9 protein-coding genes are annotated in these 13,322 nt (G+C 70.6%); 8 read left to right on the top strand and 1 reads right to left on the bottom strand.

The features are described 5' to 3' along the window. Window positions 1-181: 181 nt before the first annotated feature. The 8 genes from ACFFGY_RS20870 (at window position 182) to ACFFGY_RS20905 (ending at window position 11,922) form a co-directional block, all read left to right on the top strand. The gene (locus ACFFGY_RS20870) at window positions 182-3,082 is read left to right on the top strand and encodes a 2-oxoglutarate dehydrogenase E1 component (protein ID WP_377046467.1); all 2,901 of its coding nucleotides are present in this window, start codon (window positions 182-184) and stop codon (window positions 3,080-3,082) included. Between the two features lie 15 nt (window positions 3,083-3,097). Beyond that, window positions 3,098-4,348 (top strand): 2-oxoglutarate dehydrogenase complex dihydrolipoyllysine-residue succinyltransferase, encoded by a 1,251-nt coding sequence (gene odhB / locus ACFFGY_RS20875; protein WP_377046468.1) that lies wholly within the window; start codon window positions 3,098-3,100, stop codon window positions 4,346-4,348. Between the two features lie 283 nt (window positions 4,349-4,631). Beyond that, complete coding sequence (locus ACFFGY_RS20880) at window positions 4,632-5,972, top strand: MFS family transporter (protein WP_377046469.1); 1,341 nt, start codon at window positions 4,632-4,634, stop codon at window positions 5,970-5,972. Window positions 5,973-6,414: 442 nt separating this feature from the next. After that, entirely contained in the window at window positions 6,415-8,013 is a 1,599-nt protein-coding gene (locus tag ACFFGY_RS20885) for an ABC transporter substrate-binding protein (RefSeq protein ID WP_377046470.1), read from the top strand. A 5-nt stretch (window positions 8,014-8,018) separates the two neighbouring features. Then, window positions 8,019-8,963: an ABC transporter permease gene (locus ACFFGY_RS20890; RefSeq protein ID WP_377046471.1), complete on the top strand. Its 945-nt coding sequence runs from the start codon at window positions 8,019-8,021 to the stop codon at window positions 8,961-8,963. After that, window positions 8,960-9,754, top strand: a complete 795-nt coding sequence (locus ACFFGY_RS20895; RefSeq protein WP_377046472.1) for an ABC transporter permease — start codon at window positions 8,960-8,962, stop codon at window positions 9,752-9,754. Before ACFFGY_RS20890 ends, ACFFGY_RS20895 begins: the two co-directional genes overlap by 4 nt. 52 nt (window positions 9,755-9,806) lie before the next feature. After that, window positions 9,807-10,835 carry an ABC transporter ATP-binding protein gene (locus ACFFGY_RS20900; RefSeq protein ID WP_377046473.1) on the top strand — a complete coding sequence of 343 codons (1,029 nt, stop codon included), beginning with the start codon at window positions 9,807-9,809 and terminating at the stop codon, window positions 10,833-10,835. A 106-nt stretch (window positions 10,836-10,941) separates the two neighbouring features. After that, complete coding sequence (locus ACFFGY_RS20905) at window positions 10,942-11,922, top strand: ABC transporter ATP-binding protein (protein WP_377046474.1); 981 nt, start codon at window positions 10,942-10,944, stop codon at window positions 11,920-11,922. Between the two features lie 333 nt (window positions 11,923-12,255). Here the strand turns inward: ACFFGY_RS20905 and ACFFGY_RS20910 are convergent, their stop codons facing one another. Further along, window positions 12,256-13,188: a metal ABC transporter substrate-binding protein gene (locus ACFFGY_RS20910; RefSeq protein WP_377046475.1), complete on the bottom strand. Its 933-nt coding sequence runs from the start codon at window positions 13,186-13,188 to the stop codon at window positions 12,256-12,258. Window positions 13,189-13,322: the final 134 nt, after the last annotated feature.

Raw genomic sequence — 13,322 nt, forward strand, 5'->3', positions numbered from 1 at the left:
GGAGCGCCGCCCGCCTGCGCGCGCGCGCCCTGCGTCCTCCGGGCAACAGCCTTGTCACCCGGAACTGCCTTTCTATAGCCAACGCGACTATGTTTCCGCAGGCCGTCGATTTATAGCGGCGGCGTTCTTGCATGGGATCGGGCGGCCGACCGCTTTGGCCAGGCTGCAAGGAGGAAGTGTGATGCCGGGTGTGGACATCCTCGCGACCGCGATGACAGGGGCCAACGCGGCCTTCCTCGCGGATCTTTACGCGCGTTGGGTGGAGCGGCCCGACAGCGTCGACTCCTCCTTCCAGGAACTCTTCGCGGCGCTCAACGACGATGCCCGCTCGGTGCTGGAAGACGCGACCGGCGCTTCCTGGGCCCCCCGCCCGCGCGGCGGCTTCGCGCCCGAGGAGCCGGTGGCCCCGCCCGCCAAGGGCGCCAAGGGAGACAAGGCGGCCCCCGCCGCGGCCGCGGCTGTTGCGGCCGACCCGGCGGCGACCCGCCAGCAGGTGCTTGACTCGCTGCGCGCGCTGATGCTGATCCGCGCCTACCGCGTCCGCGGCCACCTCGAGGCCGACCTCGACCCGCTGGGCCTGCAGGTGAAGAAGCGGCATTCCGAGCTGGACCCGGCCAGCTACGGCTTCACCGAGGCCGACTTCGACCGTCCGATCTTCATCAACGGCGTGCTGGGGCGTGAGAGCGCGACCCTGCGCGAGATCCTCGCCGTGCTGCGCGCTTCCTACTGCGGGCCGATCGGCGTCGAGTTCATGCACATCCAGGATCCCGAGCAGAAGAGCTGGATCCAGGCACGGATCGAGAACGCCCCCTGGAAGGGCGCCTTCAGCAAGGCCGAGAAGGCCGCGATCCTGGAGGACCTGACCGAGGCCGAGGGCTGGGAAGCCTTCTGCGCCAAGAAGTACGTCGGCACCAAGCGCTTCGGGCTCGAGGGTGGCGAGGCCACCATCCCGGCGGTGCAGGCGGTGATCGAGACCGCCGCCAAGGGCGGGGTGTCCGAGGTGGTGATCGGCATGGCCCACCGCGGCCGCCTGAACACGCTGGTGAACGTGGTGCGCAAGCCCTACGTGCAGCTGCTGTCGGAGTTCAAGGGCGTGTCCGCCAACCCGGAGTCCTTCCAGGGTTCGGGCGACGTGAAGTACCACCTGGGCACCTCCACCGACGTGGAGATCGAGGGCCACAAGGTTCACCTGTCGCTGCAGCCCAACCCCTCGCACCTCGAGGCGGTGGATCCGGTGGTGATCGGCAAGGTGCGCGCGCGCCAGGACATGGCGGGTGACACCAAGGCCCGCTCCTCGGTGATGGGCATCCTGCTGCACGGCGACGCGGCCTTCGCGGGCCAGGGCGTGGTGTACGAGACCCTGGCGATGAGCCAGCTCATCGGCTACCGCACCGGCGGCACGATCCACGTCGTGACCAACAACCAGATCGGCTTCACCACCACCCCGGCGCACGCCTATTCCGGCCTGTACTGCACCGACGTGGCCAAGGCGGTGCAGGCGCCGATCCTCCATGTGAACGGCGACGACGCCGAGGCGGTGGTGTTCTGCGCCCGCCTGTGCGCCGAGTACCGGCTGCAGTTCCGCGCCGACATTGTGCTCGACATCGTGTGCTATCGCCGCTTCGGCCACAACGAGACCGACGAGCCGGCCTTCACGCAGCCGACCATGTACGCGCGCATCAAGGAAACCCCGACGGCGCGCGTGAAGTACGGGCAGCAGCTGGTGGCCGAGGGCTCGCTGAGCGAGGCCGAGGTGCAGGGCATGCTCGACGCCTACAACGCCAAGCTGGAGGAAGCCTTCCAGGCCTCGCAGAGCTTCAAGCCCAACAAGGAAGACTGGCTGGAAGGCCACTGGTCCGGGCTGAAGGCGGCCGGCGCCGAAACGGCGGATTCCGAGGACGGCACGGCGGTCAACCTCGACACGCTGCGCGAGGTCGGCGCGGCGCTGGCCCGCGTGCCGGCGGACTTCAACGTCAACCCGAAGATCACCCGTCAGCTCGAGGCCAAGAAGCAGGCCATCGAGAGCGGCGAGAACATCGACTGGGCGACCGGCGAGGCGCTGGCCTTCGGCACGCTGCTGCTCGACGGCCACCGCGTCCGCCTGTCGGGCGAGGACGTGCAGCGCGGCACCTTCTCGCAGCGCCACTGCGTGCTGATCGACCAGAAGACCCAGGCGGAATACGTGCCGCTGAACAACATCCGCGCGGAGCAGCCGCGGATGGAGGCCTTCAACTCGCTGCTGAGCGAGTTCGGCGTGCTGGGCTTCGACTACGGCTACTCGCTGGCGGACCCCCAGACGCTGGTGCTGTGGGAAGGCCAGTTCGGTGACTTCGCCAACGGCGCGCAGGTGATCATCGACCAGTTCATCGCCTCGGCCGAAACCAAGTGGCTGCGCATGTCGGGCCTGGTGATGCTGCTGCCGCACGGCTACGAGGGGCAGGGGCCGGAGCATTCCTCCGCCCGCCTCGAGCGCTACCTGCAGCTCTGCGCCGAGAACAACATGCGGGTGGTGAACATCACCACGCCCGCCAACTACTTCCACGCGCTGCGCCGGCAGATGCGGGCGAACTACCGCAAGCCGCTGGTGCAGATGACGCCCAAGTCGCTGCTGCGGCACAAGCTGGCGGTGTCTTCGCTCAGCGAGTTCGGCCCCGGCACCGGCTTCCGCCCGGTGATCCCGGAGATCGACGCCATCGCGCCCGAGGAAGAGGTGAAGCGCGTCGTGCTCTGCACCGGCAAGGTCTACTACGACCTGCTGCAGGCGCGCCGCGACGCCGACAACAAGAACGTGGCGATCGTGCGGGTCGAGCAGATGTACCCCTTCCCGGCCAAGGCGCTGGCCACCGTGCTGGCGCCCTACCGGAACGCCGAGGTGGTGTGGTGCCAGGAGGAGCCGGAGAACAACGGCGCCTGGACCTTCATGGACCGTCGTATCGAGAAGGTTCTGAAGGGCCTGGACATCGCCGCCAAGCGGCCGGAATACGTGGGCCGCGTCGCCGCCGCGAGCCCGGCCACGGGTTCCGCCAAGACCCACGCGCAACAGCAGGAGGCCCTGGTCGGACAGGCCCTCAGCCTTTCCTGAGCAGGACGGAAGACAATGAGCGATATCCTGGTTCCCACCCTGGGTGAGAGCGTCAGCACCGCGACGGTGGCGCGCTGGCTGAAGAAGGCCGGCGAGGCGGTGAAGGCCGACGAGCCGTTGGTGGAGCTGGAGACCGACAAGGTCACCGTCGAGGTCAACGCTCCCTCCGCCGGCGTGCTGGAGGCCATCGCGGCCGACGAGGGCGCCGAGGTCGAGGTCGGCGCGCTGCTGGGCTCCATCGCGGCCGGTGCCGGCGCCGCTGCCGCCCCCGCCAAGCCTGCCGCGCCCGCCCCGGCGCCGCAGCCCGCGGCGGCGGCACCCGCGCAGCCCAAGGTCGAGGAAGCGCGTCCCGTCACGGGGCCCGTGTCGCGCCCCGGTGGTGCCGAGCACGCACCGCTGCCGGCGGCGGCCAAGATGATGGCCGACAACAACGTGTCGGCCGCGCAGGTCGGCGAGGGCAGCGCCAAGGACGGCCGCATCGCCAAGGGCGACGTGATGGCCTTCCTGAGCCGCCCGGCGCCGGAAGCCCCAAAGCCCGCCGCGCCGAAGGCGCCGCGCGCGCTGGGCGAGGGCGAGGAGCGGGTCAAGATGACCCGCCTGCGCAAGACCATCGCGACCCGCCTGAAGGAGGCGCAGAACACCGCCGCCATGCTCACCACCTTCAACGAGGTGGACATGAGCGCGGTGATGGCGCTGCGTGCCGAGTACAAGGACAGCTTCGAGAAGAAGCACGGCGTGAAGCTCGGCTTCATGAGCTTCTTCGTGAAGGCCTGCGTGGCGGCGCTGCAGGAGTTCCCGGCGGTCAATGCCGAGATCGACGGCGACGACATCGTCTACAAGAAGTCGGTCCACATGGGCATCGCGGTGGGCGGCCCGAACGGCTTGGTGGTGCCGGTGCTGCGCAATTCCGAGGAGCTCGGCTTCGCGCAGATCGAGAAGGCCATCGGCTCCTTCGGCAAGCGCGCCCGTGACGGCCAGCTGAAGATCGACGAGCTGGCGGGTGGTTCCTTCACCATCACCAACGGCGGCATCTACGGCTCGCTGCTCTCGACCCCGATCCTGAACGCGCCGCAGTCCGGCATCCTGGGCATGCACGCCATCAAGGAGCGGGCCATGGTGGTGGGCGGCAAGATCGAGGTGCGCCCGATGATGTACCTGGCGCTGAGCTACGATCACCGCATCGTGGACGGCAAGGAGGCGGTGAGCTTCCTGGTGCGCGTCAAGGAAAGCATCGAGGACCCGCGCCGCCTGATGCTGTCGATCTGACCGCATCCGCGAAAGCGGTGACTGTTGGAGGGCGGGGGCTTCGGCTCCCGCCCTTTTTCGTGCGCGCGGGGTTCTGGCGATCCTTGGGCGACCCTTTGGGCAACCCTTGCGATGGCTTGCGAGGAGGAGGCGCCTGTGGGGCCGCCTGTTGGGGGGTGGCTGTGGCGCCGCCGCCGCGGCCGGCACGGGAAGCGTGCGCTGCGGCCGCTTCCGGGGCAGCATCCTGCTGACAGCCGGGTCAGGTCATGGTGGTTTACCTTTCCACCCTGAAGGAGGCCGTTTGATGGACCATGGAGCAATCCGGGAAGGCGAGGTGCACGAGACGCGCCATCGCATCACCGCCATCATGGCGGCGGCCTCTGGCAACCTGGTGGAGTGGTACGACTTCTACGCCTACTCCTTTACCGCGCTGTACTTCGCGCGCGCCTTCTTTCCCAACGAGGACCCGACGGTGCAGCTGCTCAACGCCGCCGCCGTCTTCGCCATCGGCTTCCTGATGCGCCCGATCGGCGGCTGGCTCTTCGGCTGGCTGGCCGATCGCAAGGGCCGGCGCTTCTCCATGCTGATCTCGGTGCTGCTGATGTGCGGCGGCTCGCTGCTGATCGCGGTGCTGCCGACCTATGCCACGGCGGGCATCGTGGCGCCGGCGCTGCTGCTGCTGGCGCGCATGGCGCAGGGGCTGGCGGTGGGCGGCGAGTACGGGGCCAGCGCCACCTACATGAGCGAGGTGGCGGGCGACCGGCACCGCGGCTTCTTCGCCTCCTTCCACTACGTCACGCTGATCGGCGGGCAGCTGCTGGCGGTGCTGGTGATCTTCCTGATCGAGCAGGTGCTCACGGCCGACGAGATCCGCGCCTGGGGCTGGCGCATCCCCTTCGTGATCGGCGCCGTCGCGGCGGTGGTGGCGATGGTGTTGCGCCGCACCCTGCACGAGACCACGACCGAGGCCAGCCGATCCCGCAAGGAGGCAGGCTCGATCCGCGCGCTGCTGCGCCACCCGCTGCCGCTGCTGGTGGTGCTGGGGCTGACGGTGGGCGGCAGCCTCGCCTTCTACACCTTCACGACCTACATGCAGAAATACCTGGTCAACACCGCCGGGATGCCGGTGCCGGTGGCGACGCGGCTGATGGTGGTGGCGCTGTTCGTGTTCATGGTGCTGCAGCCGGTCTTCGGGGCGCTGTCGGACGCCATCGGGCGCAAGGTGATGCTGATCGCCTTCGGCGTGCTGGGCGTGGTCTGCACCGTGCCGCTGCTGAACGCGCTGGGGCAGCCGATGGGCTTCTGGCCGACGCTGGGGCTGGTGCTGGGCTGCCTCGTGATCGTCAGCTGCTACACCTCGGTCAGCGGGCTGGTGAAGGCGGAGCTGTTTCCGATCGAGGTGCGGGCGCTGGGCGTGGGCCTGCCCTACGCCATCGCCAACGCTGCCTTCGGCGGCACGGCCGAGAGCGTGGCGCTGTCCCTCAAGAGCAGCGGCATCGAGTGGGCCTTCGCCTGGTACGTGGTGGCCATGGTGGCCGTGGCGCTGGTGGCGGCGGTCGCCATGCCCGACACCCGCACGCGCGGCCACATGCCGGGCCGCGTCGCCCCGGACCGTGTCGCCGCGGGCGGCACCCCGGTGCGCTGAACCCCCGTGCGCTGAACTTCAGTTCGCTGAACCCCAGTGCGCTGAGTTCCAGCGCGCCGAACCCTGGCGCGCCGAGCCTGCTCAGGCCGGACCCGGAGAACCAAGTCCCGGCACCTTGGTCCAGGGCAGGTTGACCCCGGCATGTGTGGGCCGGGATCGCCCCCGGTGCCCTGCCCCCGGGACGTCGAGCGGGTCAGGTGGGGCTCGGCGACGGCGGCCCTGGGCGGGCCCGGTCGCTGCCTCCGCCGCAGGCTCCGGCGGTCGCTCCACGGCCGCCGTAAGCCGTGCCCGCGGCGGTTGCCCAGCCCTTGAACGGCAGTTGCCGCCGCCATGGTCAGCCAGGGCACGGCGCTGCCCAAGGCGGCAGCGGAAATCCGTGGCAGCCGCGTTGACAGTATGGCCATCCCCGGAACAGCCTCGCGCAGTTTCCGGGAGCCGTCCAATGACACACCCTTTCGAGCTGACCCGCCGCGCATTGTTCGGCGGTTTCGCGGCGCTGGCCGTGGCACCGGCGGTGCTGCCTGGCGGGGTGGCGCAGGCGGCGACGCGCGGCGGCCGGATGGTGTACGGGCGCTACGCCGACAGCCAGTTCCTCGACCCGGTGCTCAATGATGCGAACACCGACATCTGGGTGCTGACCAACCTCTTCGACACGCTGTTGCAGCCCACGGCCGACGGCAAGGGTGTGGAGCCGGGCCTGGCCACCGCCTGGAACTGGAGCGACGGCAACAAGACGCTGACCCTGACGCTGCGCCCCGGCGTCCAGTTCGCCGACGGCGCGGCCCTGCGCGCCGAGGACGTGGTCTGGTCGCTGGAGCGCGCGCGCAAGGGCGGCCCCTGGCGCTCGCTGCTGAGCTCCGTCAGCGGGGTGGAGGGCAGCGGCGACACGGTGACGGTCCACCTGAACAACCCCGACGCCACGCTGCTGGCGGCGCTGGCCACCTTCAACACCGGCATCCTGCCACAGCGCCTGGTGGAGGCCGCCGCCGGCGCCACGCTGGACGACAAGGTGAAGGCCTTCGCCGAGAAGCCGATCGGCACCGGCCCCTTCGTGATGACCGAGTGGCGGCGCGGGCAGGCCATGGTGCTGCGCCGCAACCCCAACCACTGGCGCAAGGACGCGCAGGGCCAGGCGCTGCCCTACCTCGATGAGCTGCGCTTCGAGATCGTGCCCGACGACGCCACGCGGCTGCTCAAGCTCAAGGCCGGCGAGCTCGACGGCACGGAGTTCATCCCCTACGCCCGGGTGAAGGAGCTGCAGGCCGATCCGAACATCCGGATGGAGCTCTGGCCCTCGACCCGCGTGCGCTACCTGACCTTCAACTGCCGGCCCGAGTACAACGGCGCCAAGAACCCGCTGAGCGACCAGCGGGTGCGGCAGGCGATGAACATGGCCGTCAACAAGGACGCGGTGATCGCCATCACTACGCAAGGCCTGGGCAAGCCGATGCGCTCCTTCATGTCGGCCACCACGCCGCTGTTTTACGGGCCGTCGCCGCTCTATCCCTACGACATCGCCAAGGCCAAGGCGCTGATGACCGAGGCCGGTTATGGCAGCGGCTTCGAGGTCAGCTGCATGGCGCTGTCGGGCAACCAGGACGACGCCAACGACCTGACCGCGGTGCAGCAGATGCTGACCGCGATCGGCGTGCGGCTGCGCATCGAGCTGCTGGACAGCGCGACCCGCACGGCGCGCTACAACAAGGGCGACTTCCAGATGCGCACCGCGGCCTGGACCAACGACATCTCCGACCCGGCGCAGATCACCTCGTACTTCGCCTATTTCCCGAACATCGAGAGCCTGCATTCCGGCTTCCACGACCCGCGCATCGACGAGCTCTTCGTCGCGAGCGGCAAGGAGACCGACAACGAGAAGCGGGCGGCGCAGTACCGCGAGATCCAGGAGCACTACAACGCCGCGGCGCCGATCCTCTACCTTTACGAGACGCCCTACCCGGTGGCCTTCCGCAAGAACGCGCAGGGGTTCGTGCAGATCCCGCTGGGCAACAACATCTTCGCCGCCGCTTCCGTGGAGCGCTGAGGGGCGTGTGGCGATACGCGGGGCGCCGGGTGTTGCAGATGCTGCCCACCCTGGCGCTGGCGGTGCTGGCGGTGTTCTTCCTGGCCCGCGCCATGCCGGGTGACGCGGTCTCGGCGCTGCTGGGTGATCGGGCGACCGACGAGGCGGTGGGCCGGCTGCAGCGCGAGCTCGGGCTCGACCGTTCGCCGATCGAGCAGCTCTGGTCCTACCTGGGGCAGCTCGCGCACGGGAACCTGGGGGATTCCATCGCGGCCCGCGTTCCGGTGACGCGGCTGATCGCCGAGCGGCTGCCGGTCACGGCGCTGCTGGCGGCGATGGCGGTGGTGATCTCGCTGGTGCTGTCGCTGCCGCTCGCGGTGATGTCGGCGCTGCGCGCCGGGCAATGGCCCGACCTCGCGGTGCGCGGCGGCCTGCAGGTGGGGCTGAGCGCGCCGATCTTCTTCCTGGGCCTGCTGCTGCTGACGATCTTCGCGGCGCAGTGGGGGCTGTTCCCGGTGGGCGGCTACGGCGAAACGCCGCTGTCGCACCTGTATTACCTGTTCCTGCCGGCGCTGACGCTGGCGCTGAGCTTCACCGCGGTGATCACGCGCTCGCTGCGCGCCTCGCTGCTGGGCACCTTACGCGCGGAGCACGTGACCTTCGCGCGCTCCAAGGGCATTCCGGAGCGCGTGGTGCTGCGCTCCCACGTGTTGCGCCCGGCGGCCGCGGCCACGGTGTCGCTGATCGGGCTGCATATCGGCGGGCTGCTGGGCGGTGCGGTGGTCACCGAGAGCGTTTTCGCGGTGCCCGGCGTCGGGCGGCTGATGGTCGACAGCATCTTCGCGCGCGACTACCCGGTGGTGCAGGGGCTCACCCTGGTGCTGGCGGTGCTGGTGTCGGTGACGTTTCTCGCCACCGACCTCGTGACCGCCTGGCTCGACCCGCGCGCCACGCAGCGGCGGCGCGCATGAGGGCGCTTCTCGCGGGTGGGTTGATCCTGCTGGCGGTGCTGATCTGCGCCCTGGTGCCGCAATGGGTGGCGCCCTACGACCCGCTGGCCTTCGACTTCACCGCGCTGCTGGCGCCGCCTTCCGCCGACCACTGGTTCGGCACCGACCAGTTCGGCCGCGACATCCTGTCGCGCACCATCTGGGCGGCGCGGGTGGACCTGCAGATCGCGGTGCTGGCGGTGCTGGGGCCGATGATCGTGGGCGGCACGCTGGGGCTGATCGCCGGCTACGTCGGCGGCCTGGCCGAGGCGGCGCTGGGTCGCGCCATGGACCTCGTGGTGACCTTTCCCTTCCTGGTGCTGGTGATCGCCATCGTGGCGGTGCTGGGGCCGGGCCTGGGCAACATGTACATCGCGGTGGCCATTGCCGGCTGGGTTCCCTATGCCCGGCTGATGCGGGGCGAGGTCGCGGTGGTGTCGGCCGCCGACCACGTCGCCGCGGCGCGCGGCCTGGGTTACGGCACCGCGCGCATCCTGGGGCGGCACGTGCTGCCCAACGCGGTGCGGCCGGTGCTGGCCTATGCCGTGTCGGACATGGCGCTGGCGATCCTGCTGGGCTCCTCGCTGGGCTACCTGGGCTTAGGCGCGCAGCCGCCTGAGGCGGAGTGGGGCGTGCTGGTGGCGGACGGCAAGAACTTCCTGACGCAGGCGCCCTGGATCGCGCTGTTTCCCGGCGCCGCGGTTGTGCTGTGCGGGCTGGGCTTTTCCTTGCTGGGCGACGGGCTGGCCGATCGCATGGACATCCGCCGGTGAGGGCCGCCGGACGGGCAGGGCGGCCTGGGTACGGGCTGAAGGGCGTGACCATATGAGCGCGGCGATGACGGGCGTGGCCGCGACCAGTGCGGCAACCGCCACCAGGGGCCTGCGGGTGCGCGACCTGCGCGTGTCGCTGGGCGGCATCGAGATCGTCCACGGCACCGACCTCGCGGTCTCGCCCGGCGAGATCCTGGGGCTGGTGGGCGAGAGCGGCTCGGGCAAGAGCGTGTCGCTGCGCGCCATCCCGGGCCTGCTGCCGCACCACGCCGAGGTGCGGGGCGAGGTTCTGTGGAACGGGCAGGACCTGCTGCGGATGAACCCACGCGAGCTTCAGCGCGTGCGCGGCGGCCAGGTCGCGATGATCTTCCAGGAACCCGGCCTGGCGCTGAACCCGGTGATGACGGTGGGCGCGCAGATCGAGGAAAGCCTCCTCGCGCACCATCCGGACCTCGGCCGCCGGGCGCGGCGCGCCCGGGCCGAGGCGCTGCTGGCCGAGGTCGGCATTCCCAGCCCGCGTGACCGGCTGAACAGCTACCCGCATGAATTCTCCGGCGGCATGCGCCAGCGCGCGATGATCGCCATCGCGCTGGCGCCGGGGCCGAAGCTGCTGCTGGCGGATGAGCCGACCACCGCCCTCGACGTCACGGTGCAGGACGGCATCCTGCGCCTCCTGCGGCGGCTGGTGGAGGAGCACCGCATGGCCATGATCCTGGTCACGCACGACCTGGGCGTGGTGGCCGAAACCTGCACCCGCGTGTCGGTGATGTACGCGGGCCGGGTGGTGGAGGATGGCGCGGCGGACCGCATCTTCGCCCATCCGCGCCACGCCTATACCGCCGCCCTGCTGGGCGCGATGCCAGGCGAGGACGCGGCGGGCACGCGGCTCAACCCGGTGCCGGGCATGCCGCCCAGCCCGCGCGCCATGCCGCCGGGCTGCGCCTTCGCGCCGCGCTGCCGCTACGTGCTGCCGGCCTGCAACACCGGCGTGCCGCAGATGGAACCCTTCGGGCCCGAGCACCTGGCGGCCTGCCTCGCCGCCGAGGAACTGCCGCCCCGCTGGCCGGAGGCCGCGCGATGAACCGCCTGTCGGCCGCGGGCCGCGCGACGCTCTCAGCCGCCGGAGGCCGTGCGATGAACCTCAGTCGGCCGGAGGCTGCGCGACGCTCTCACCCGGAGGCCGCGCGATGAACGAAGTGGTGCCCTTCCGCCCGCCGGACGAGGTGCTGCTGCGCGCCCGCGACGTGGTGCGGACCTTTCGTGCCCCGCGCGGCGGGCGGGTACAGGCGCTGCGCGGCGTGTCGCTGTCGGTGCGGCGGGGCGAGGTGCTGGGCGTGGTGGGCGAGTCCGGCTGCGGCAAGTCCACCCTGGCGCGGCTGCTGGTGGGGCTGGACGCGCCCGACGCGGGGCAGGTGACGTTCGACGACGGCGATGTTTCGGCCCTCCAGGGGGCCGAGCGCCGCGGCTTCCACCGCAACGTGCAGATGGTGTTCCAGGACCCCTACGGCTCGCTCAACCCCCGGCTGACGGTGGGCGACACGCTGGCCGAGGCGCTGCGGGTGCATCAGCTGGTACCGCGTGAGGCTATTCCCGCCCGGGTGGAGGAGCTGCTGGCCGCGGTGAACCTGCCGCCCGAGGCTGCCAAGCGCCGCCCGCACGAGTTCTCCGGCGGGCAGCGGCAGCGCATCGGCATCGCGCGCGCCCTGGCGGTGAACCCGCGCGTGATCGTGGCGGACGAGCCGGTCTCGGCGCTCGACGTGTCGGTGCAGGCGGGCGTGGTGAACCTGTTCGCCGAGCTGCGCGAGAAGCTGGGCCTGACGCTGGTCTTCATCACCCACGACCTGCGCCTCGTGCGGCACCTGACCGAGCGCGTGGCGGTGATGTACCTGGGTAAGATCGTCGAGGAAGGCGTCACCGGGCAGGTCTTCGACCACCCCCGCCATCCCTATACCCGCGCGCTGCTCTCGGCCGTGCCGCGGCTGGTTCCCGGTGCCAAGCGCCGCGAGGCACCCGTGTCAGGCGAGGTGCCGAGCCCCCTGAACCCGCCCACCGGCTGCGCCTTCCACACGCGCTGCCCCAAGGCGCAGTTCCCGATCTGCTCGGCCGAGGTACCGGAGAACGTGTTCCGCGACGGCGACTGGCCGGTGGCCTGCCACTTCCCGGATTGAGGGCTGCGGGCGGTTGCTTCGACCGGATTGAGTGGTGGCTCTGTCCCGGGGAGGAGGAGAAAGAATTCTCCCCCTCCCCGGACCCCTCCCTCTCATCTTTTCTCAGGACGCTGCCGCGGGAACGTGGCTGCCGTTGTGCGCTCCGGCTCATCGAGCCGGAGCGAGGGACAGGTCCGCTTGCGCTGACAGGAAGCCTGATTCTTTTCAGCAGCGCTGGTGGCTGCCGTACTGCGACCGGCCTTCAACGTTCCCGCGGCAGCGTCCCAGAAAAAGATGAGTGGGGGTCCGGGGGAGAGAATTCCTTCTCTCCCCCGGAAGCGGCACCACGATGGATCAGCCGCCGCGCATGGCCGGCACCAGCAGCCCGACATTGTGCCGCATCATCGCCTCGTAGGTTTCGGCGCCTTCGCCCGGCCTGGACAGGGCGTCCGAGAACAGTTCGCCGCGCACCGTCACCCCGGCATCCTTGGCGAGGCGGTCGAGCGTCGCTGGGTTGGTCATGTTTTCCACGAAGACGGCGGTGACGTGCCGGGCCCGCACCTGCCGGATCAGCGCCGCGACCTGGGCGGCGGAGGGCTCGCTCTCGGTGCTCATGCCCTGGGGCGCTTCGAAGGTGATGCCGTAAGCCGCGCCGAAGTAGCCGAAGGCGTCGTGGCTGGTGATCACGATGCGGCGTTCCGCCGGCACGGTGGCGACCTGCGCGCGCACCCATTCGTCCAGCGCGGCGAGGCGACTGTCGGCGCTGCTGGCGTTGGCGCGGTAGGTCTCGGCACCCTCCGGATCGGCCGCCGCGAGGGCCGCGGCGATGTTGCGGAGGTAGATCCGGGCATTGGCGATATTCTGCCAGGCATGGGGGTCGGTGCTGTCGTGGCCGTGTCCGTCCTCGCCCGTCATGCGGCGCGTCGCGACGCCCTCGGCCGCGGTGACGACCTGCGCCTTCGTGCCGGCGGAGCGGATGAGGCGGTCCAGCCAGGGTTCGAAGTTGAGGCCGTTGCGCAGCACCAGCCTGGCCTCGCGGATCGCGGCCGCGTCGGAGGGGCGCGGCTGGTAGGTGTGGGCGTCGCCATCTGGCCCGACCAGCGTCCGCACGGCGATGCGCGACCCGCCGACCTGCGCCGCGAGGTCGCCCAGGATCGAGAAGGATGCCACCACCGGCAGGGGCGTCGTTGCAGCCGCGGGGGCTTGGGTCTGCGCCAGGAGGGGGCGCGGGAGGGCACCGGCGGCCAAGGGGGCGAGTAGGAGGGGTAGGAGCGAGCGGCGCTGCACGGCAGGAGTTCCAGAATGTTATAATGTTACGTTATGGCTGGATCTCCGTCGCCGGCAAGGGGCAGGATGGTGCCGCCGGCTGCATGGCTGCTTCCGCCGGTGCGAGTGACGGGCGGTGCGATTCCGCTGCTGCC

The organism is Roseomonas elaeocarpi (assembly GCF_042433915.1).
Lineage (GTDB): Bacteria > Pseudomonadota > Alphaproteobacteria > Acetobacterales > Acetobacteraceae > Roseomonas > Roseomonas elaeocarpi.

Bases quoted from the DNA above. Each gene is read 5' to 3' on its own strand.
- ACFFGY_RS20870 (WP_377046467.1), top strand. From the start codon at position 182: ATGCCGGGTGTGGACATCCTCGCGACCGCGATGACAGGGGCCAACGCG.
- odhB (WP_377046468.1), top strand. From the start codon at position 3,098: ATGAGCGATATCCTGGTTCCCACCCTGGGTGAGAGCGTCAGCACCGCG.
- ACFFGY_RS20880 (WP_377046469.1), top strand. From the start codon at position 4,632: ATGGACCATGGAGCAATCCGGGAAGGCGAGGTGCACGAGACGCGCCAT.
- ACFFGY_RS20885 (WP_377046470.1), top strand. From the start codon at position 6,415: ATGACACACCCTTTCGAGCTGACCCGCCGCGCATTGTTCGGCGGTTTC.
- ACFFGY_RS20895 (WP_377046472.1), top strand. From the start codon at position 8,960: ATGAGGGCGCTTCTCGCGGGTGGGTTGATCCTGCTGGCGGTGCTGATC.
- ACFFGY_RS20900 (WP_377046473.1), top strand. From the start codon at position 9,807: ATGAGCGCGGCGATGACGGGCGTGGCCGCGACCAGTGCGGCAACCGCC.
- ACFFGY_RS20905 (WP_377046474.1), top strand. From the start codon at position 10,942: ATGAACGAAGTGGTGCCCTTCCGCCCGCCGGACGAGGTGCTGCTGCGC.